Consider the following 20,580-nt stretch of genomic DNA (forward strand, 5'->3'; position numbering starts at 1 on the left):
AAAGTCAGGAAAAGAGTAGGAGAAGGGGATAACACCTGCTCCTACTCAATTTTTTTACCTGCTTACGGCTCAATCCCCCATACAAGCTTATCGTTCATATACCCGGTAACCTGTTCATTGTTTACGAACTGACTGCTGGCAGCGTTAAACGAGTAATCGTTAGCCTGGTTGTAATTGGACCAGTTGGTTTTGGAGAACCGAGCTTGGATTTCTGCGCTCTCGCCGGGATTCAGCGTTCCAGCCGGACCCGTAAAGCCAATTTCCAGAGCATAATCGGCTTCGGCAACCGGAGTCGCCAATTTAACGAATTTGCCGGTTACATTCGCACTCCCGATGCTGGCCCAGTCGCACCAGAAACTCTGTGCTTCTTCACCGTCAATCGTATAATAATACCGGAGCTTTACGTCACTAAGCTGAATTGCCGAATCACCGGTGTTGACTACTTTGAATTTGGGTGAAATTCCGTTGGTGGAGGCACTCGTGCTGCCGTTAAAGGCTTGGATCGTCAATTCTCCCACGGGTACAGGAGTACTGCTGTCCACTACATTTACTGTAAGAACAGCGTTATTTCCTCCGCTAAAATGAAAGGTTATTGTATTCTGGCCCAGCGGCAGCGTGGAAAGGTAGGATTTGCTCAGAACGACAGCAGTGCTTGATTGCGTATAATCCTGGCCGGATTTAAGAGTATAATTTCCATTGGTTAGGCTTGCAAGCTGATGTCCGTTTAAAGTAAGGGTTACGGAAATATCCTGCCCTGGATTCTCCGCTGTATCATATGTCGCATTCACGGGCGTAATCGCAGCGCTTGGGGCAGGATGATCACCCTTTAAATCGGGCAGCTCATCCAACGTAATGACATAGTTGCTTTGATATAACGTTTTCAGCGTGTCCGGATCATTAAAGGCGGAGCTCATGAGATGCTCTCCATACCAGGGGCAGAAGTAGAGCCATCCCGCTTTTTCCTCTGTCAGATTCTGCACGCTTGGGACGGTGTCATTCTCCGTCATGGCCACCATTTTCGTGCCGTCGGTTAAATCAACAAGCTGATAAAAGATCGAGGTAATGGCATCCTCATTGGGTACACCGGACAAACCGTCATGACGGTTGTAGATCGTATTGTATTTATCATAGCCGACAATATCCACCTGATCGTCGCCGGGATACCATGCGGGAGAAGTGTTATACACATAGCTGTTGTAGGTCCAGATCAAGTTATGCAAGCCGTACTTCTCTGTAAGTTCGGTATAGAGTTGATCCCACAGCTGCTTGTACACCTCCGCGCCAGCCGAGGCCCACCAGAACCAGGCTCCTTCCCCATTTACCCCGCCATTGCCCTCTGCCTCATGATAGGGACGGAAAATGACCGGCACATTGTTATTTTGCAGAATCTGCAGCTGTTCCGCCAAATCCTCAATGGTCATCATGACGTATTGATATTCTTTAGTACCGGGAACCACCGCATTGGCTGTATTAAAATTGGTTTCCGTCGGCTTGTAGGTGGCTTCCTTCCAATCCACAAACTCCCCGAGCTGATAGGAGGTAAAATCTCGGGGCACATTGATATGCCAGCTAGCTGTCGCGATCCCGCCGCGGTTATTCACCCAATCGATCATCCGCTCGGTTGTGCCGTCCTCCCAACCGTAGAGCGGATTATAGTTCATTAAATCAAAGCCGCGGATGGCCGGATACTTTCCGGTCAAATTGTAGATCCAATCAAACTCCAGCTCATAATCGCCGTTATTTCCGCCCCCGTAGATCTCCTGCTGGCCGGAGATAATGTGGTTGCCGTAAACCTCTGTTAAATAATTCATCAAAGTCTGCGTTTCCGGTGTGGCTTCAGGATCGGTAAGAACAGGCTGCACATCCAGGGGATCAAGATCGGCATAGTCCACAGTGAAAGTATCAAAATAAGCAAATCCCCAACCGGCCTTCAGTTGAATGGTGTTGCTTCCTTGTTTCAGCTTATGAAAACCAAAGTCGTAATTCGACCACTCGGTCGTATAGGGCAGCATATACGAACCCTTGGTAACACCGTTCACTGCTAAATATTGAAGCCTGCCATCTGGACTGAGCTCCTGCATATAGCGGGTGGAGATCGCATACATGCCGGTTTCCGGGACGGTCACAGTAAAAGTGATTGTACCGGAATTCTGCATCCAGACAAACCCGCTCCCGGAGTAGCCGGGCTTGGGTTGTCCGTAAATTTCAGTCACCACTTGAAGGTCGGAGGAGAGCTGAGCGCTTTCGCTTTCAATCGTGAAAAGTGCGGTGTCTGCATGAACAGGCGCTGCCATCAATCCAAACAGCAGAGTACATGCCACCATCATTGCGCTTGCCTTTTTGAGCCAATGTTTCATTGCCATCTTTCCTTTCCATCTGAAATAGGATGAACAATAACATAATGTATCAACTCATGGTAGCGCTTACAAACCAAACATAGCACACTAACCAAATTTTGTAAATATTTCGACAAAGAAAATATTCAGTCCTCCCTTGTACCTTGAAAACGATGTACATATAGATCCGAATGAATAGGGAGTGTCTTTACTAATTAATAAAAACCACCTCTAAATTCATAAGTTTCCATATGAATTACGGGTGGTTTTGTTTGTAACAGCCGGGGGTGCAGCCTGTTACCTTTTATACCCGTATAACCCAAACCTGTCTGACTCCGTACCCCCTTGGTAAGATAACCCCATAGATAATCTATCGAGGAGGTTCTCAAGATGAAATCGATTGTTATTGAAAGAGCAGGCGGAGCCGAGGTACTGCAGATAAAGGAAATGCCGGATCTTGCGCCAAGATACGGGGAAATGATTGTAGATGTGGCGTATGCAGGCGTCGGGCTTGTGGATATATTGATCCGCAAAGGCGAGTTTACGGAGTTGTTTCCATTTCCGGTGATCCCGGGACTTGAGGTGTCCGGATATGTCCGTTCAATAGGAGAGGGTGTTCAGGGATTTAGGATTGGCCAGCCGGTCGCTTCCATGAAGCTGCTTGAGCTTGGTGGTTACGCCACTCAGGCTAGGGTTACACCACAGCTTACGGTACCGCTTGATGAGCTTGGAGGTGATGTGAAGATGCCCGAGGCTGCTGCCTCCATTGTCAACCTGACTACGGCCTATATGGCAGTCAAGCATGTGAACCGGATGAAGGAAGGAGACACCGTTCTGGTTCATGCTGCTGCAGGCGGATTGGGCAGCTTTCTTGGGCAAATCGCCAAGCGGTTTGGTGCAGGTACAGTGCTGGGAACGGTTGGCTCATCGGATAAGATCAGGCTGGCCGCCTCGCTTGGATATGACGAACTGCTGCTGCGTACGGATTTTGTGGATGTAACCAAACAGATTGTGGGGATGCAGGGAGTTGACGCCGTTTTTGACCCGGTCGGCGGGGAGACAAGGGCCCACAGCCTGGAGCTCCTGAAGCCGCTGGGGCAAATGATCGCCTTGGGCAATGCCAGCGGCGGCGAGCTGATGCATGCCACGAATGATATTTGGCTGGGCAACATGAACATCGCCGGATTTAACCTGGGGGCATATGCCGTATATAATCCGGATTCGGTGGGGCAGGCGGCAAGGGAAGCGCTGCAGCTGCTCGCCAGCGGGGATGTCCGCTCGGAGGTGTACGGGATATATCCAATGGAGTACGCATCTGATGCGCACCGCCTGCTTGAGAGCCGACAGACGTCGGGCAAGTTGGTGCTGCAGATGGGATAACGAATAACGGATTGCAGCATGAACAACAGATAACATCAGAACCCATCAAAGTGTATATTTGCCATGATCTAAAGCCTCTCGCCCGCCAACAGGCGGACGGGAGGCTTTCTTTTGAGCGATATGGATGGTAACATTTAAATATTTGATGAAGCCATCTCGGAGGTGCTCCTTTTTTATGACGCAAACCCAGAATTTGCTCGGGGAATTTTTGAAATCGCGCAGGGAAAGGCTTCAGCCGGCGGATGTCGGCATCAGCGGGGGATATGGCAGAAGGAGAACGCCCGGACTTCGCAGGGAGGAAGTGGCGGAAATCGCGAATGTCAGCACAACGTGGTACACGTGGCTGGAGCAGGGAAGAGACGTAACTGCTTCCAGGGAAGTGATGGAGAATATCGCCAGAGCGCTGCTCTTGTCCCCCGACGAGAAGCTGCATGTCATGCGCCTATCGGGATTTGGCGATCTGCCGGACTGGCCCGAACAAGCGCTTTCCTCACCGATTGAACCTGGACTGCAGAAGATCATTGACCAGCTGCTGTATCCCGCCATCATTGTCAATCGCCGTACCGAAATCATCGCCTGGAATCGCCAGGCGCCCCGCCTTCTGTATGACTTTCTGGAAGACCCTGTGATGGGCCGCAACATGACCTGGTCTCTCTTCATGAACCCGTATTTGCGGGACCGCGTCTTGAACTGGGAAGAGTTTGCCGGATACAGTGCTGCCATCCTCCGCTCGTATTATGGGCAATCGAAGGGGGACGCGTGGTATGAGGAGTTTGCCCAAAGGCTTTCCGCAAAAAGTCCAGAATTTGCGGCACTTTGGGATCGTCACGATGTCAAAGAGAAGAAGTCGCAGCCTTTTCTCCTGAATCACCCGGACTTTGGTGCATTATCCTTTGAAATCAACACCTTTGGCCATATCAACGGCAACGAGGACTTTCACTGCTGTGTCTATACGCCGATGGCCGGTACCGGAACTGAGGAGAAGCTGGTAAAAGGTGCGGCGACATAAGCATAGGTAATTTGAAAAACTCCACAAATATTACACACCCGCGGATACGCTCAGCGTTTGACCGGTTATGGCGGCGGCTGCATCGGAAGCAAGATAGATGGCAGCAGCAGCAACCTCAGACGTCTCCACAAAACGCTTCAGAGGCTGCCTGCCCAAAAGATGTTTATGGAGAGCTTCCTCCTCTGTGATCCCGTCTTCTTTGGCTAAATTGGCCAGCTGCTGTAAGACCAATTCGGTTCTGACAGCAGCCGGTAAAATAGCGTTGACTGTAATACCCTCGTTCACAGTTTCAAGCGCTACTGTACGCGTTAGACCCACAACGCCGTGTTTTGCAGACACATAGGCTGATTTATAAGGGGAAGCCATTTTCCCATGAACAGAAGAGATATTGATGATTCTTCCATATTGTTGTTTTTTCATTAAAGGAACCACGTACTTCGTTAACAGGAAGGGACCTGTGAGCATGACATTAATCAGTTGGTTCCATTTTTCAATTGGGAAATCTTCTACTTTGTCAATATGCTGCAAGCCTGCATTGTTGACCAGCACATGGACGCCTCCCCGATCTGCTGCCACCTGTTGGACAAAAAGCTGTACGGATTCCGGATCGCCCACGTTTACTTCGTAACCCTTTGCCCGGTCTCCGAGATCGTTGATGCGGCCAGCCGCATCTTCCAGGTTCAAATCGCCGATCGCGACGAAGTCACCATTTTTGACAAATGCTTCGGCAATAGCATAACCAATGCCACGAGCGCCACCTGTGACGATAACCGTTCTTTCCCCTTGAAATGACATTTCGCATTTCCTCCAATTCTTGTGAAATAGCCTATTGTGAAATGATATCGGCTCCGGTTTATATATCGTTTTCTTCTTATGCAGGCATAGCAACATCGTAAATGGACCATCTATACAATATCTGAACAGAGTTTAGTTATAGTTGGATTGTTTTGGATATGTTTGCAGCATGCCTCCCGGTTCAGCTGACTCTATCACTTCAGAGGTTCGCCGGATGTTGAGCATGGGCAGGATTGAAAAGAAATTCCTGTTCAGAAAATGTATAGATATTGTATAGATGTTGTACAGATGGAAGATTTATCATTTTGCTAAGCCTGAGTTAGGTGCGCAGTTGTATTGTCGAAAGAGTAGGTAATAAAGTGAAAATTGTTATTTTATCGTTGTTATGTAATGCGAAGCAGATCTGAATTGTTAAAGGGGGGACTGGGAGTGGTTGCATGGACATAATCGAGGTCCGTTAAAAGTTTTCTGCGGAGGTTTAACCACACTATGGATCGACCGAATAAAGACAATTTACTGGATCAGGTAGAAACCAAAATCAATCAAGGCCAGTTCTCTGATGCATTAAGCACCCTTTATGATGGATTAAACCGCGTACGCACACATTCTTCTGCAGAAGAATGGAAGCAATTTGTCATCCAATATCGTGAGCATGCAGTAAGCCATTTTTTCCTGCAAGAGCCGCTAACCCGTCGGGCATTTGAAAAACCACTCGGCTATGCGGGTGATCCTGTAATGATTGACTTTGTATATGACCACGATAGAGCAGTACCACCTAACGCCAGATCAACAGAGATTTCCGAAATTCTAAACTGCGAGCTTAACCGCATAGGTCATGCAAGTTATGCTATTCGTGAAAGAAAGCACATTCTTTCCAGGAAGATTAATCAAACTGCAGAACGGGTTGTCAATCCATATATTCTCTCGGTCGCTTGCGGCTATTTGCGGGAAGCATTGGATAGCTCGGCTGTTAAAAACAAAAAAATCGGAAAATTTGTCGCTATCGATCACGATAAGGAATCTCTATCTGTCGTTGCCGAACAAATAAAGGATTTTGGGGAAACGATCCACGCCTCTTTAATGGACCTTATTTTTAATACCGTACCTCTCTCTACGTTCGATTTTATTTATACCGCCGGTTTATATGATTATCTGCCAGACAGCCTTGCGAAAAAAATGACCAGTAAATTATTTGAATTACTCAATCCAGGAGGCCGATTGCTCATAGCCAACTATCTTCCGGATACGCCCACTCTCGGTTATTTAGAAGCTGTGATGGATTGGTGGCTCATTTATCGTGATAAGGACCAAATGCAAGAGTTAATAGAACTAATACCGCAAGAAAGCATTCATGATGTGGATATGTTCGTGGAAAAAAACCAGGTTATGATTTTTATGGAAATTGAGAAAGTGGGTGGTGGTTAGCCATGTCAGATCAGTACAATCCTTGCAATATCGCAATTGTTGGAGTTAGTGCCCTGTTTCCAGGATCGACGGATGTTAGTGGTTTTTGGAACGATATACTCGCTGGAACGGACTTGATTCAGGAGGTTCCCCCTACACACTGGCTGGTCGAGGATTATTATGATCCGGATCCTGCTGCTATGGATAAAACCTATTGCAAAAGGGGGGCATTTTTGGGGGATGTTGACTTTGATACATTGGAGTATGCGCTGCCTCCCCTTAATCTTCCAGCCACCGATCCGAGTCAGTTATTAGCCTTAATTGTGGCCAATCAGGTGCTGCACGATGCTGCACGCGGACAGTTCCAACATATGGACCGCGAGCGCATCAGCGTCATTCTCGGTTCATGGACGGCCTCATTGGCTTCCGACATGGCTTCCAGGCTGCAGCGTCCGGTATGGGCCAAGGCACTGCGTGAGAGCGGATTGCCGGAATCACAGATCAATGCGATCTGTGATCGCATTGCGGCTTCTTATACGCCGTGGCAGGAAAATACATTCCCTGGATTGCTCGGCAACGTTGTTGCCGGCCGCATCGCGAATCGGCTCAATTTGGGCGGAACCAACTGTATCGTCGATGCTGCCTGCGCGAGTTCCTTATCAGCGCTTTCCATGTCCATTATGGAGCTGGCAGCAGGAAAATCGGATATGGTGATTACAGGCGGCGTTGATGCCATGAACAACATTTTTGCATATATGTGCTTCAGCAAGACTCCCGCACTATCGCCTACCGGGGATTGCCGTCCTTTTTCGGAGGCTGCGGATGGCACCATCCTTGGAGAGGGAATCGGGATGGTTGCACTCAAACGGTTGGCTGATGCGGAGCGTGATGGGGACAGGATTTATGCCGTTATCAAAGGGGTGGGCACATCTTCCGACGGGAATTCCAAAAGTGTGTATGCTCCTGTAGCAGATGGCCAGGTGAAGGCATTGCGGCGAGCTTATAAAGAGGCTGGATATTCCCCGCAAACCGTCGAATTAATGGAAGCGCACGGAACGGGAACGAAAGCCGGTGATGTTACGGAATTCGAGGGCTTGAAGCTTGCTTTTATGCAGCAGGAGGCAGCTTCGGCGCCATGGTGCGCAATCGGATCGGTCAAGTCCCAGATTGGCCACACTAAGGCTGCTGCGGGTGCTGCAGGTTTGATCAAGGCGGTTATGGCTTTGCATCATAAAGTTCTGCCGCCCACGATTAAAATCGACCGTCCCAATCCCAAGCTGGGCATTGAAACAAGCCCATTTTATTTAAATACGATGACCCGGCCCTGGATTCGGGACGGCTTGCATCCACGGCGGGCATCTGTGAGTTCCTTTGGGTTTGGCGGGACTAATTTTCATGTGACGCTCGAGGAATATTCCGGTCCTGGAAAGAGGGCTGAGAAGGTGAGGTCTTTTCCGACAGAGTTATTCCTGTTTAGTGCTGATCTGCTGGAGGAGCTTCTTTCAGAATGCCGCAAGGTGGCCGAGCTTTCTCCTGACGGCAAAACCTGGGTGGCCGCGGCCCGTCAATCACAGAAGAATTTTGATCCTGGCAAGCGATTAAGGTTAGCTGTAATCTCCGCAGGCGGCAGCGATTTAAGCGCCAAGCTTCACAAGGCAATTGCACTCATGGAGACGAACAGCAGTTTTTCAATCGCAGGTATGCACTTTGCAAATGGGAGCCCATCACACGGCCGTATCGCATTCCTGTTCCCTGGCCAAGGCAGCCAATATGTCAACATGGGGGCTGATCTGGCTATGGGATTTGACCAGGCAAGATCGGTTTGGGACCGTTCGGCTGATATCTCTTTTGCCGAAACTGACACCAGACTGCACCAGGTCGTGTATCCGACTCCAAGGTTTACGGATGATGAGCGTAAAGCGCAAACGGATGTATTGCTGCAAACGGAGTGGGCGCAGCCTGCCCTAGGCACAGCATCCTTAGCAGCACTTGGCGTGCTGCGGGCTGTGGGACTCAAAGCCGATGTTATGGGTGGTCATAGCTTTGGCGAGCTGACTGCTTTATGTGCAGCCGGTGTTATAGACGAAACTGCTCTCATTGAAATTGCACGCACGCGGGGAGAATTAATGGCGCAAGCCGCAACCATTCCGGGTGCCATGAGCGCTGTATTCGGTGATAAAGCATCCGTGGCAGAGCTGATCCGCATCAACCATTTAAATGTAGTCATCGCCAATTATAATAGCCCGGCACAGCTCGTAGTGTCTGGCCGGACAAATGAGGTCGAGCGGCTTGAAATGTACTTGGCGCAGAAGAACATTCCGTTTAGACGCTTACATGTAGCAACTGCATTCCATTCTTCTGTGGTGGAACCGTCCGTCGTTCCCTTCCGGGAAAGTTTGCGAAAGTATCCGTTTAATAAACCTGATACCAAAGTATATTCGAACATGACAGGAGAACCATTCTCTTCAGATTCAGAGGTGATCCGTGAAACGATCGCGCGGCAAATTGCCGAACCGGTATTATTTGAGCAGCAGCTGCAGTCCATGTATGAAGATGGAGTGCGTACTTTCATCGAAGTAGGGCCGGGCGGTGTTCTAACGGGTTTAGTCGAACAAACCTTCAAGGGCGGGCAGATCACGGCAGTGTGTATGGACCGAAAAGGCCAGCATGGGGTGACCATGCTGTGGAACGCACTGGGGAAATTAGCTGTCGCCGGATTGACATTGGACTATGAAGCACTCTGGGAAAAGGCTGTGCTCGAAGAAGCTGAACAGGAAACAAAGAAGAAGCCGCGTATGGTTGTGAAAATTAACGGTGCAGGCTACAAAAAACCATATCCTCCTCTTGGGGGCGCAACGAACGTTACTAAAGCCTGATCCGGAGAAAGTGGAGAAATACCCGCAGTGACCAGAGCTTTTTACCGAAAACGGCAATATAAAATGTAATTAAACCTAGGAGGAGTAACTATGACAAACCCATCGGGAAATCACATGTTTGCCCAAGTTAATTCTGAGTACACAGCCTTGCTTCATACCTTTCAGGAGCTGCAAAAGCAAACCGCGGATGCCCATATTGCACACCAGCAATTCATGGCGACCGGACATGCTGCGTTTCTGCGCGCAGCAGAGGCAACCTTTACAAATCTCACTAGATTAATTTCAGGAGAATCAACCGCAAGTAATCAGCACTCGGCTGCGCGGGAAGCAGCTATTGATGAACAGCCCAAGTCCCTGCAAAGCCCTGAAATTATTGAGGCTCCTCATCATCATGCGCCAAATGAGCCGGATCAGGTCCATCCTATTGCAGCTGCTCCTGAACTGGGTCAGATTGCTGCGGCGCAGCCTGTTAATCAGCTTTCGGTACAGCCCGCCACACCTTCTGCGGTTATGCCATCCGACACGCAAACTGATGAATCGATCATCAGTACACCACCACAAATTGATCTTCAGCAGCACCCAAATGCAGCCACGCAAAGCGCAGCACAAATATTGCTTGAAATCGTCTCCGACAAAACCGGATACCCCATTGAAATGCTTGATCTATCGATGGAACTGGAATCTGAGCTCGGCATTGATTCTATTAAACGTGTGGAGATTCTTTCCGCCCTTGAGGATCAACTTCCAAGCGGCATCAAAATGAATGCAAATGAATTGGCTGTTCGCCGGACCCTGGGAGAGATTGCAGACTATGTGGAGCACAGCTCTGGAAAAAAGTCGTAACGGTTGAATCGTCAGTTTCGGATTCGCCGGTTCAGCCGCTTGCACGTTTTTGTTTAAGCCTGAAAATGGCACCAGCTCCACCATTAACGATAAGGGCCCCGGGGTCTTCTAAGGTGGAAGGTGTCTTGGCCATCACGGATGATGAAACAGGCATCGCTCCATTACTCGCTCACAAGCTTAAGGCTCAGGGTATTCAGGCGGAGGTTGTTGGCAAAGTGCCAAAACATGCTTCCGGAGTTGTGTTCCTCGGAGGTTTGCGAAGTCTGACAGCGGAGTCGGAGGCGTTAGCTGTCAATTATGAAGCTTTTGCCGCAGCGAAGTCAGTAGCTCAACAGCTTACTGCTCGCGGCGGACTTTTCGTAACCGTGCAAAGTACAGACGGAGCCTTTGGCCTGCGCGGAATGGAGCTGCAGCAGGCTTGGACAAGCGGATTGTCGGGTCTGGTCAAGACAGCTGCTTTGGAATGGCCGAAAGCTTCCGTTAAAGCTATTGATATGGAAATGGGCGGTTTCACTAAAGAACAGGCAGCTGATGCGATTATGGCTGAGCTGATTTGGGGAGGACCGGAAGTCGAGGTGGGCTTGCAGGGGAATGGACCACGTGTGACCGTTCATGCCGAGCCTGCTTCGCTCCCCCAATCCGCATCTATGCGGGTTTTGAATAATAAGGGTGTAATCATTGTCACGGGCGGAGCCCGCGGGGTTACGGCTGCCGCATTGAAAGCGCTCGCTGAAACTGTATCTCTGCGATTTGTGTTGCTAGGCCGCACAGCTTTGACCGAGGAACCGGCAATCTTTACACATGCCAGTACGGAAGCCGAGCTTAGACAGATCCTGTTTGATTCGTACAAGGCTAAAGGGCAGAAAATTACACCAGGAGAACTGTCAACACGTGTTCAGGCGCTCCTTGCCAATAGGGAAATCAAAGAGACTTTGCATACTCTAAACCAATTGGGTTCTCATGCAAGCTACTATGCAGTTGATATTCAGGATCAGCAAGCGCTGGCACATACTTTATCAGAAGTGCGCCGGGAGTGGGGGCAGATTACTGGCATTATCCACGGTGCGGGCGTTTTGGCTGATAAAAAAATTGCCGACAAAACACCCGAAAATTTTGATCTCGTATTTCGCACCAAGGTAGAAGGACTGCGTAATTTATTGGCTGCAACCCAAAAGGACCCCTTGGATATGATTGTCCTATTTTCATCTATTGTTGCGAGAACAGGGAATATCGGGCAATGTGATTATGCGATGGCGAACGAGATTTTGAATAAAGTCGCGGCAGCCCAGGCATCACAACGCGGAGCAGGCTGCTTAGTTAAATCTTTCAACTGGGGAGCCTGGGATGGGGGGATGGTGACCCCGAGTCTGCGGACTCATTTTACAGAACGGGGAGTCAACCTCATTCCGATTGAACAGGGGGCTCGTGCCTTTGTTGAGGAGCTGTTATTCGGCGATCGGGAGCAAATTGAAGTGGTTATTACCGGAGATAGAGCCGGCCAAGGCCTGATGGGAGGACAGACATGAACTTTCAGCGAACCGTTATGAATTATCACAGTCAGCTTGTTCAAGCGCATAGGGATTATCAAATCCAACAGGGGGAGCTTCACCTGCAGTTTTTACAGCAGAGGGAACTCGCTCTCAAGGAGATGACCGCCGCTTTGTCTACATCCGCAGGAACAAGTGAGCGTTTGCATCCATTTCAGCCTGTGGGGCCTTCATTTTCCCGGGCTGAGCTTGAGGTGTTGGCGTCCGGCAAGGTTTCCGGCATATTAGGAAGCCGATTCGAAGCACAGGACAAGAATGCTCATCAAGTGCGAATGCCCAAACCCCCGCTGTTATTCGCTGATCGGGTACTCGGTATGGAAGGTGAGCCGGGCTCTCTTGGTTTAGGCAAGATCTGGTCTGAAACAAATGTTTCGGAGAGCTCATGGTATTTGCATGATGGTTGTATGCCAGCAAGCCTAATGATTGAGGGGATGGCCAATCCCGTTGCCCTTCTTATGTCCTGGCTGGGGATCGAGTCACATAATAAAGGGGAACGTAATTTACGGCTTTTAGGCTGTGAGTTCATGTTTCATGAATCGCTTGTTAAATATAATACGACTCTTACATCTGAACTTACTGTAGATGGCCACGCCCATCATGGCGATACCTGGATTACCACTTTCCACACCGACTGTTATGCCGCAGGACAGAAACGGTTCACAATGAGAAAAGGACAGGTAGGTTTCTTCACTGCAGCTGAATTGATTGGATCCCGTGGAGTGAACTGGGATGCTGAAACTGCTCGGTTTCATGCAGATGCCAGAAGGGATGCTCCTGCTGTGGTTTGCGAACATCGCTCATTCACCAAGGAACAAGTAAGTCTATTCTCCAAAGGACGTACTGCCGAATGCTTCGGAACCGGATATGAAGCAGCTTTTACGCACACAAGATCACCGCGTATTCAAGCAGGAAAAATGCTCATGATTGATGAGATAGAATGCTTTGATCCGCAAGGGGGACCTTGGGAGAGAGGCTACTTAAAAGCGAAAAAAGCAATTCAGCCTAATGAATGGTTTTTCTTATGTCATTTCCATAATGATCCAGTGATGCCGGGGTTGCTGCAATTTGAAGGCTGTCTCCAGGCGATGGCATTCTATCTCGCTGGACTTGGGTTCACGCTGGATAAGGATGGGTATCGCTTTGATCCCATTCCTGAGGTGCTGTATGATCTGCAGTTGCGGGGACAAGCCCCTCCAACCGCTAAAGAAATTATCTATGAGGTATTTGTCGAAGAGGTTCATGGTGGAGATGAACCCAAGTTATATGCGGATTTGTTGGTCACTGTGGATGGATTAAAAGCTTGTTATTGCAGAAGGATGGGATTGCGCCTCGTCAAGATGGAAGACGGAAGAGAGGGATGAGCGGTATGAAGCAGCAATCTGAAGGAGTCTGGGATGCAGACAGTGTAATTGGAGGCTGGCAAAGCCATGGTGAATCTCCATACTTTGATACGGAAGGCATAAAAACCTCAATCTCCAGAATTCGCGAACCGATCCATATCGTGGTTGGCGGCCCAAACGGATTACGTGGGGTAGCCTTCGGAGGAAGTATACACCATAGTTCACATGTTGGGCAGGAGGGAATCTATCCGCTGATTGCCTCCCTGCCGGCCATTTATCCGGAATGGCTGGGGGATCGTTCTTTCCTGCAGATCCATGGTTTGCGCTTTCCATATATAATCGGTGAAATGGCTAACGGGCTTGCAACCACTGCCATGGTTATAGCCGCTGCCAAAGCAGGGATGCTCGGATTTTTCGGATCTGCCGGGTTATCTGCACAGCGTGTCGGACAAGCCGTTGACGAATTGAAAGCCGGGCTTGAGCCGCTTGGACTGCCCTGGGGTGTGAATTTGATTCACAGCCCAAGCGAGACAGATACGGAAGAAACGAATGTTGACTTATATCTTAAGCGTGGTGTTACCCGTATGTCGGCATCGGCATTTATGAGTCTGACACCGAGTATCGTTCGATATGCGTGCAGCGGATTGCGATTGAATGAAAACGGACATATTGTGCGTCTGAATCATGTGTTTGCGAAAATTTCCCGTCCCGAAATTGCAAGGCTGTTCATGTCACCGGCACCTGAGCATATTCTGCAGAATCTTGTTGGGAGTGGAAAACTCACAGCTGAGGAAGCCCGGCTGGCAAGCCGTATCCCGGTATCAGAAGATATAACGGTCGAAGCAGATTCAGGCGGACATACCGATAACAGACCCCTGGGCTCATTATTTTCGGCCATTGCCGCTTTACGCGATGAATTAACGGCTCTTTATGGATATGATCAGCCCATTCGGGTGGGAGCGGCAGGAGGGATCGGCACACCTGTGGCCGCTGCGGCCGCTTTTGCTTTAGGTGCAGCGTATATAGTAACAGGCTCGATTAATCAGGCGGCGCTGGAATCGGGTTTGTCCGATGCGGGCAAGCAAATGCTGGCCAAGGCGGATTTGGCCGATGTGACTATGGCTCCGTCGGCGGATATGTTTGAAATGGGAGTCAAGGTGCAGGTGCTTAAGCGAGGGAGCATGTTCAGTATGCGGGCGCATCGTTTATACGAAGTGTACCGGCAATGTGATTCCCTTGAATCCATACCCATGGACCAACGGGCGAAGCTGGAGAAGGAAATTTTTCAAAACTCTCTGGAACAGATCTGGGAGGAAACGGAACGCTTTTTTCAGAATAGGGACCCCCAACAGTTAATAAGAGCCCAAAAAGATGCCAAGCATCGGATGGCGCTTGTTTTTCGTTGGTATTTGGGCAATGCGAGCCGGTGGGCCATTCAGGGAACAGCAGAGCGCAGACTGGACTATCAAATCTGGTGCGGTCCGGCGATCGGGGCCTTTAATGCCTGGACAGCAGGCTCGTTTTTGGAAGATCCAGCGAACCGCGGTGTCGTGCAAATCGCATTAAATATGATGGAGGGAGCTGCTGTCATCACCCGAGCCCATCAATTGCGTACATATGGCGTTACCGTAGTTCCGGGAGCATTTGCATTTTATCCAAGGCCAATGTCAGTATGACCTTGTTCCCGCTAGTTCATTTTATTGGTTATGTTGAACGGAACCGATATCTAATCTTAGACAAATTTATTGTGATTTTTAAATATATTCTATATTATTACAATAACGGAGGAAGATTTTGGGTACGCCTTCGCATCTTGAAAAATCCTGGCGACATTTGCAGTGCATTGAATGGGTGAGCAGCAGAGGTTGGCAACTATGTTTCTGTCGTATTACAAAAGCTTACAGGGGAGAACTGCTGATGAACGTAATACTTCTGGATAATGATCGCTTCGCGTTGGATTACCTTGAGGAGCAACTGTTGAGAACAGCAAATGTTACAATTGTTGGTAAGTACCTGAACCCTCTGCTGGGAAAGGCCAGAACTCTAAGCGATGAGGTAGATGTTGTTTTTCTGGATGTAAATTTGGGAACAGTCAATGGAGTGCAGCTAGCGGAGCAAATTTTAGAGGTTAAGCCTGGTCTGAAATTTGTTTTTGTCACCACTTATTATGAATATGCAATAAAAGCATTTGAACTTAACGCAGTCGATTACATCCTTAAACCGGCTTGTTCGATACGTTTGGCGAAAACATTACAACGGATCGAAGGGAAGGAGCGTTCGGGTGTTCATGTCCGTCGTATAGACGAGCCCATGACGCTCCATGTATTTCAACAGGTCACCATTGCATCCAAAAACGAAGGCACCATGTTGCATTGGCGGACAACGAAAGCACAGGAAATGTTTTTATACTTGCTGCAGCACCGGGGACAATTGGTGCGCAAATCCGTCCTGCTTGATTTGCTGTGGCCGGAATATGACTCGTACAAGGTTTCTTCACAGTTATACTCCACCGTGTATCAGGTGAGGAGAACGTTAGAGCCTTACAGGGAACGATTGCAAATTGAGAGACATACAGATGGCTATATCCTGAGACTGCATAACGTTATCGTGGACGCAAAGGATTGGGAGCGTAAGATAAACGCAGCCCCCCCGATCAGCGGCGAAACCATTGAATACTATGAACAGACCATGAGGCTGTACACAGGGGATTACCTTCAGGAGTATGATTTTTGGTGGGCGGAAGGTGAGCGTCACCGGCTTAAGATGTTATGGATGAACACGGCGTTATTAATGGCAAAATGGTATCAGGATGCCCATTATTTAGAGAAGGCGATCGGATGGTACCATGAGATATGCAGTCGGGAACCACAGGCGGAAGAAGCACACTTTGCTTTAATAAGCATTTATGCATCTATTGGCAATCATATCGCGGTAGATCGGCAATACCGGCTTCTGGTCAAGGTGCTGCAGGAAGAATTAAGCGAGCTCCCCAGTCCGTATATTGATGATTGGTATCGCAGCTGGAAGCAGCAAAGAGTGAAATTTTCTATACAGGGTTAAGTGAGACTTGGATTGAAAGCGGCGATTTGTTCCCGGTAATCTACTGAGGATAGATCGCCCAATTTGTTTTGGAAAACGCCGGCTCGTTCCTTTACCATTTGCGTTAAAATGGAAAACCCCTATATTATAAGTTTCTTTCTAAAAGTTCCCCTACTTTTTGTGCTATTTCCTGCGGTGGATAAGGCATCCCATTTTTTAGCCACCATTCTACTACACCAACATAAGCATTTGCTACAAATTCAACAACGATATCTTCGTTTTGACCTGAGTTTTTGCCTTGGGTTACATCCACTTCTTTTTTGAACTCTTCGATATTATGCTGAACAAACCGGCTGCGAAAATATGGAGCTCCTCCACTCGCCAGCATCGTAGAAAAAAACAAATAGTTATTTGCCAAATATTCCATACAGTGCACAGTCGATTCGATCCAATCCATATCGGCTTCTGCCTCGCAAAAATCACTCATATTCTTGATATGTTCTTCCATGATCTTATCCAACAGATCAAATTTGTCTAAGTAATGAAGATAAACCGTTGCACGGTTAATATTGGCTCTATCGGAAATTTCCTGAATAGTAATGCTGTCAAAGCTTTTTTCTGACATCAATTCAAGAAATGCTTTTTTAATGGCTTCCTGAGTTCTAACTATTCTTCGATCCACTTTAGCCATGTTGTTAGCACCATACCTTTCCTGAGATAGTCGACAATTTTTCTTGATTTGTTGTTTAATCAATAAAATTGATTAAATTAACGATTTGTATGCCTTGTTTTGCTCATCTTTATATTATAAATTATAGACAGATGTCGAGAATACATCAATCGTAGCTTTTATTCTAACATGTAGGAGGATTTATAAATGATAACTGCCAAAGCAAGAGCTGTTGATGGTCCAGACAAACCGTTTCGAGCTGCAGAAATTAATAGACGTGATCTTGATACCCATGATGTTCTGATTGAAATTAAATATGCCGGCATATGCCATTCTGACATCCATACTGCGCACGGCGAATGGGGACCTGTGAACTATCCGCTCGTACCTGGACATGAGATTGCGGGAATTGTAACGGATGTAGGAGCAGAAGTCACAAAGTACAAGGTGGGTGACCGGGTAGGGGTCGGATGTATGGTTGATTCCTGTGGCGAATGTGAGAACTGCCGTAAAGGAGAAGAACAATACTGTCTTAACGGAATGATCCCAACTTACGCTGGCGTTGATAAATACGGAGAGCCTACTCAAGGTGGCTATTCCACTCACATTGTCGTAACCGAGGACTTTGTAGTCAGAATTCCTGACAGCATTGAACTTGATGTGGCTGCTCCATTACTTTGCGCAGGTATTACGACTTATTCGCCACTAAACCATTGGGGAGCCGGTCCAGGCAAGAAAGTGGCGGTTGTTGGTATGGGCGGTCTTGGCCATATGGCTGTCCAAATTGCACATGCCATGGGTGCGGAGGTCACTGTTCTGTCACAATCATTATCGAAAAAAGACGATGGCTTGCAATTGGGAGCAGACAGCTACTATGCTACAAGCGATCCGGAAACATTTGAGAAACTTGCCGGAAACTTTGACTTAATTATTAACACGGTAAGTGCAAAAATTGACATGGATGCGTATTTCTCACTGCTCACTCTTGACGGCACTTTGGTTAATGTTGGTGCACCAGGGGAGCCGCTGTCACTAAACGTAATGTCTCTCATTGGGCATCGCCGTTCGTTCGCGGGTTCAATGATCGGGGGGATTCGTGAGACTCAGGAGATGTTGGAGTTCTGTGCAAAACATAACATTTCCCCTAAAATCGAAGTGATTTCAGCCGACCAAATTGACGAAGCCTACGAACGCGTATTAGCTTCAGATGTGAAATATCGATTCGTAATTGACACTAGCACAATCTGAGATATTAGCACGATGTGAGAGAAAACCGTCTCCTCAGAGGGACGGTTTTCCGCTTTTCCGTTTCCCCAGGCTTGCCCATACTGATAGAAACCATAAAGTTCGTTTGGGGGGGAGAAACTTATTTGTCTCAGCTATGCCCGGCGCCGCTTCCCCGGTTAAACCGTATTTCCGCGCCTGCCGGGCTTGCCTGTATTCCATCAACTTTTCGTTTATATAATCTTGTTCCAGCATGCTGATCCTCCTCAAACACCAGTTCTCATGATGGTTTTTTTTGTTTTTTATCTAACCCCATTATGCTCTATTCAAAAGGGGATAAAAAGCGTATACTTGCGCCAAGGTATTTCCTCTTTTATTGTCATGGGATCGGGAGGGGAGGAAATGATGCTGCTGGATGAGAGATACCTGCTGCTGTTTGAGCGTTTTGGAAGTGATACGGAACTGGGGGAGCCCGTAGAAGTGAAGCTGGAGCAGCTGGCCGAAGCGCTTTATTGCACCCCGCGTAATGCCAAACTTATTCTTGCAAAACTCCGGAGTGAGCAGCTTATTGATTGGTTTCCTGGTCGGGGGAGGGGGAACCGGTCCAGAATTGCCTTTAATATGGATAAAGAGGCCTACTTAATGCAGCTCTCACAAAGTCTGGTTGAAGAGGGGAATTATAAGCGGGCATTTGATCTGATTGGAATACATGCCACCGGAACGTTTGCCAAGCCAAAGTTTCTGGAATGGCTGGATAAGCAATTCGGTTATAAAAAAGGGGAAGCGGGAGAAGGGCAGCATCCCCGGGATGCACTCGTATTCCCGGTATTGAAGCCGCCGCTGACGCTTGATCCTGCCGAGCTTTTATATTCGTTTGATTCGCATTTGATCCGCCAGATTTTTGACCGGTTACTCAGGTTTGATATGCAGCAGGGCTCGATTGTGCCCATGTTAGCCCATGCATGGAGTTCCAATAGCAGTGCGACGGAATGGACGTTTCATTTGCGCAAAGGTGTGCGTTTCCATAATGGCCAGGAAATGACTTCCCGAGATGTAAAGTTTACGCTTGAACGGCTCCAGGAAGGACCGGCGAACAGCTGGCTGATGCGGGGAGTCGAAAGTATTGAGACGATGGGTCCCCGGACGGTCTGTGTGAAGCTTAGCCGGCCTAACCGGATCTTTGACCGCTTCATGTGTTCTGCGGCAGCTTCCATACTGCCCTATGGATTTGCCGGTATGGAGGAGGGTTACTGGAGCCTCCCGCTGGGAACGGGAGCCTTCAGGCTGATCTCCTGGACAACAGGGCGAATTGAGCTTGCCGCTTTTGATGCTTATTTTCAGGGCCGGCCTTATCTGGATAGTGTAGATATCGTGATTTTACCGAGTGACTGCGCTCTGGAAATGGAGGAAAATGCAAAGGTTCATCACAGTATGGATACGATGCGGATGTACTCCTATGCTAAGGGGGAGGCCTGGCAGGAAATCGAGAAGCTGTGTCAGGGCTGCACCATGTTGATCTGGAACGTTTCCCGCGAGGGTCCTCAGCAGTCTGAAGCCTTGCGAAGAGTGGTGAAAATGATACTTCATCCCGGCGAAATGGTCGCGGAGCTCGGCGGCGAACGGGCGCTTCCCGCTTTCGGGTTCCGTCCCGAAACCAGCAGTTCCCATACAGTTGAACCCATGAGGCCCGAACGTATTCGCAGGGCATTGGAAGAGTCGGGCTACGCCGGAGAGGTTCTTCGTTTTGCCTGCCACCCCAAATATGGCGAAGACGGCTTATGGATCATGAACCGGCTCTCCGGATGGGGGATTTCTGCCGAAATGGTGGATTATGAATCGTGGTCCGATGCAGACCTCTGTATTTCCGGACTCGTGTTCCCGGAAGACGAAGTATGCGAAATCGAGGCTTACGAGCACAGGGATTACATTATGCACTCTTATTTCGACGAAGAACGAAAGAAATGGATCACCGGCCGAATCAACGGATCAAAGACGCATGTATTTGAAGGAAATTGAAGACCTCGTTCGGGATGAGGCAACCGTGATTTTCCTGCACCATCGTCGGATAAGTACCTTTATGCATCCTTCCGTCCGCGGCGTTAGCCTGAACTCGCTCG

Annotated in this window: 15 protein-coding genes; 11 read left to right on the forward strand and 4 right to left on the reverse strand. The window is 48.6% G+C overall.

Annotated elements, in window-relative coordinates:
• Positions 1 to 62: 62 nt before the first annotated feature.
• Positions 63 to 2,357: a glycosyl hydrolase gene (locus ACE5KN_RS22510; protein WP_375527909.1), complete on the reverse strand. Its 2,295-nt coding sequence runs from the start codon at positions 2,355 to 2,357 to the stop codon at positions 63 to 65.
• 369 nt (positions 2,358 to 2,726) lie between these two features.
• Here ACE5KN_RS22510 and ACE5KN_RS22515 point away from each other — a divergent pair, with 369 nt between their 5' ends.
• Together ACE5KN_RS22515 and ACE5KN_RS22520 are read left to right on the forward strand one after the other, a co-directional pair.
• A complete protein-coding gene (locus ACE5KN_RS22515) occupies positions 2,727 to 3,716 on the forward strand; it encodes a quinone oxidoreductase family protein (RefSeq protein WP_375527910.1) in 990 nt (329 codons plus the stop codon).
• A 175-nt stretch (positions 3,717 to 3,891) separates the two neighbouring features.
• The gene (locus ACE5KN_RS22520; RefSeq protein ID WP_375527911.1) at positions 3,892 to 4,725 is read left to right on the forward strand and encodes a helix-turn-helix transcriptional regulator; all 834 of its coding nucleotides are present in this window, start codon (positions 3,892 to 3,894) and stop codon (positions 4,723 to 4,725) included.
• Positions 4,726 to 4,755: 30 nt separating this feature from the next.
• Here the strand turns inward: ACE5KN_RS22520 and ACE5KN_RS22525 are convergent, their stop codons facing one another.
• Entirely contained in the window at positions 4,756 to 5,520 is a 765-nt protein-coding gene (locus ACE5KN_RS22525; protein WP_375527912.1) for a 3-hydroxybutyrate dehydrogenase, read from the reverse strand.
• A gap of 489 nt (positions 5,521 to 6,009) precedes the next feature.
• Between ACE5KN_RS22525 and ACE5KN_RS22530 the strand changes: the two genes are divergently transcribed.
• The 7 genes from ACE5KN_RS22530 to ACE5KN_RS22560 all read left to right on the forward strand — a co-directional run bounded on the left by ACE5KN_RS22530 (position 6,010) and on the right by ACE5KN_RS22560 (position 16,590).
• The gene (locus ACE5KN_RS22530; RefSeq protein WP_375527913.1) at positions 6,010 to 6,945 is read left to right on the forward strand and encodes a class I SAM-dependent methyltransferase; all 936 of its coding nucleotides are present in this window, start codon (positions 6,010 to 6,012) and stop codon (positions 6,943 to 6,945) included.
• 2 nt (positions 6,946 to 6,947) lie between these two features.
• Positions 6,948 to 9,800 (forward strand): type I polyketide synthase, encoded by a 2,853-nt coding sequence (locus ACE5KN_RS22535; protein ID WP_375527914.1) that lies wholly within the window; start codon positions 6,948 to 6,950, stop codon positions 9,798 to 9,800.
• A gap of 90 nt (positions 9,801 to 9,890) precedes the next feature.
• Complete coding sequence (locus ACE5KN_RS22540; RefSeq protein WP_375527915.1) at positions 9,891 to 10,643, forward strand: phosphopantetheine-binding protein; 753 nt, start codon at positions 9,891 to 9,893, stop codon at positions 10,641 to 10,643.
• Between the two features lie 125 nt (positions 10,644 to 10,768).
• Positions 10,769 to 12,169, forward strand: coding sequence for an SDR family NAD(P)-dependent oxidoreductase (locus ACE5KN_RS22545; protein WP_375527916.1), 1,401 nt, complete (start codon positions 10,769 to 10,771; stop codon positions 12,167 to 12,169).
• Positions 12,166 to 13,551 carry a hotdog family protein gene (locus ACE5KN_RS22550; protein WP_375527917.1) on the forward strand — a complete coding sequence of 462 codons (1,386 nt, stop codon included), beginning with the start codon at positions 12,166 to 12,168 and terminating at the stop codon, positions 13,549 to 13,551. Before ACE5KN_RS22545 ends, ACE5KN_RS22550 begins: the two co-directional genes overlap by 4 nt.
• Before the next feature lie 5 nt (positions 13,552 to 13,556).
• Positions 13,557 to 15,206 (forward strand): PfaD family polyunsaturated fatty acid/polyketide biosynthesis protein, encoded by a 1,650-nt coding sequence (locus ACE5KN_RS22555; RefSeq protein WP_375527918.1) that lies wholly within the window; start codon positions 13,557 to 13,559, stop codon positions 15,204 to 15,206.
• A 241-nt stretch (positions 15,207 to 15,447) separates the two neighbouring features.
• On the forward strand, positions 15,448 to 16,590 hold the full coding sequence (locus ACE5KN_RS22560; RefSeq protein WP_375527919.1) for a response regulator: 1,143 nt from the start codon (positions 15,448 to 15,450) through the stop codon (positions 16,588 to 16,590).
• Positions 16,591 to 16,714: 124 nt separating this feature from the next.
• Here ACE5KN_RS22560 and ACE5KN_RS22565 read toward each other — a convergent pair whose 3' ends face one another.
• On the reverse strand, positions 16,715 to 17,260 hold the full coding sequence (locus tag ACE5KN_RS22565; protein WP_375527920.1) for a TetR/AcrR family transcriptional regulator C-terminal domain-containing protein: 546 nt from the start codon (positions 17,258 to 17,260) through the stop codon (positions 16,715 to 16,717).
• Positions 17,261 to 17,446: 186 nt separating this feature from the next.
• On the opposite strand from ACE5KN_RS22565, the gene ACE5KN_RS22570 reads away from it, so the two are divergent.
• Entirely contained in the window at positions 17,447 to 18,487 is a 1,041-nt protein-coding gene (locus tag ACE5KN_RS22570) for an NAD(P)-dependent alcohol dehydrogenase (RefSeq protein ID WP_375527921.1), read from the forward strand.
• Positions 18,488 to 18,520: 33 nt separating this feature from the next.
• On the opposite strand, the gene ACE5KN_RS22575 is transcribed toward ACE5KN_RS22570, so the two are convergent.
• On the reverse strand, positions 18,521 to 18,718 hold the full coding sequence (locus ACE5KN_RS22575) for a hypothetical protein (RefSeq protein WP_375527922.1): 198 nt from the start codon (positions 18,716 to 18,718) through the stop codon (positions 18,521 to 18,523).
• Positions 18,719 to 18,865: 147 nt separating this feature from the next.
• Between ACE5KN_RS22575 and ACE5KN_RS22580 the strand changes: the two genes are divergently transcribed.
• Complete coding sequence (locus ACE5KN_RS22580; RefSeq protein ID WP_375527923.1) at positions 18,866 to 20,479, forward strand: ABC transporter substrate-binding protein; 1,614 nt, start codon at positions 18,866 to 18,868, stop codon at positions 20,477 to 20,479.
• Positions 20,480 to 20,580: the final 101 nt, after the last annotated feature.

Source organism: Paenibacillus terreus (genome assembly GCF_042138595.1).
Taxonomy (GTDB): Bacteria; Bacillota; Bacilli; order Paenibacillales; family Paenibacillaceae; genus Paenibacillus; species Paenibacillus terreus.

What these genes read in the sequence shown, in the direction of transcription:
- ACE5KN_RS22510 (WP_375527909.1), bottom strand. Translation starts at nt 2,357, where the DNA reads ATGAAACATTGGCTCAAAAAGGCAAGCGCAATGATGGTGGCATGTACT.
- ACE5KN_RS22515 (WP_375527910.1), top strand. Translation starts at nt 2,727, where the DNA reads ATGAAATCGATTGTTATTGAAAGAGCAGGCGGAGCCGAGGTACTGCAG.
- ACE5KN_RS22520 (WP_375527911.1), top strand. Translation starts at nt 3,892, where the DNA reads ATGACGCAAACCCAGAATTTGCTCGGGGAATTTTTGAAATCGCGCAGG.
- ACE5KN_RS22525 (WP_375527912.1), bottom strand. Translation starts at nt 5,520, where the DNA reads ATGTCATTTCAAGGGGAAAGAACGGTTATCGTCACAGGTGGCGCTCGT.
- ACE5KN_RS22530 (WP_375527913.1), top strand. Translation starts at nt 6,010, where the DNA reads ATGGATCGACCGAATAAAGACAATTTACTGGATCAGGTAGAAACCAAA.
- ACE5KN_RS22535 (WP_375527914.1), top strand. Translation starts at nt 6,948, where the DNA reads ATGTCAGATCAGTACAATCCTTGCAATATCGCAATTGTTGGAGTTAGT.
- ACE5KN_RS22540 (WP_375527915.1), top strand. Translation starts at nt 9,891, where the DNA reads ATGACAAACCCATCGGGAAATCACATGTTTGCCCAAGTTAATTCTGAG.
- ACE5KN_RS22550 (WP_375527917.1), top strand. Translation starts at nt 12,166, where the DNA reads ATGAACTTTCAGCGAACCGTTATGAATTATCACAGTCAGCTTGTTCAA.
- ACE5KN_RS22555 (WP_375527918.1), top strand. Translation starts at nt 13,557, where the DNA reads ATGAAGCAGCAATCTGAAGGAGTCTGGGATGCAGACAGTGTAATTGGA.
- ACE5KN_RS22560 (WP_375527919.1), top strand. Translation starts at nt 15,448, where the DNA reads ATGAACGTAATACTTCTGGATAATGATCGCTTCGCGTTGGATTACCTT.
- ACE5KN_RS22565 (WP_375527920.1), bottom strand. Translation starts at nt 17,260, where the DNA reads ATGGCTAAAGTGGATCGAAGAATAGTTAGAACTCAGGAAGCCATTAAA.
- ACE5KN_RS22570 (WP_375527921.1), top strand. Translation starts at nt 17,447, where the DNA reads ATGATAACTGCCAAAGCAAGAGCTGTTGATGGTCCAGACAAACCGTTT.
- ACE5KN_RS22575 (WP_375527922.1), bottom strand. Translation starts at nt 18,718, where the DNA reads ATGCTGGAACAAGATTATATAAACGAAAAGTTGATGGAATACAGGCAA.
- ACE5KN_RS22580 (WP_375527923.1), top strand. Translation starts at nt 18,866, where the DNA reads ATGATGCTGCTGGATGAGAGATACCTGCTGCTGTTTGAGCGTTTTGGA.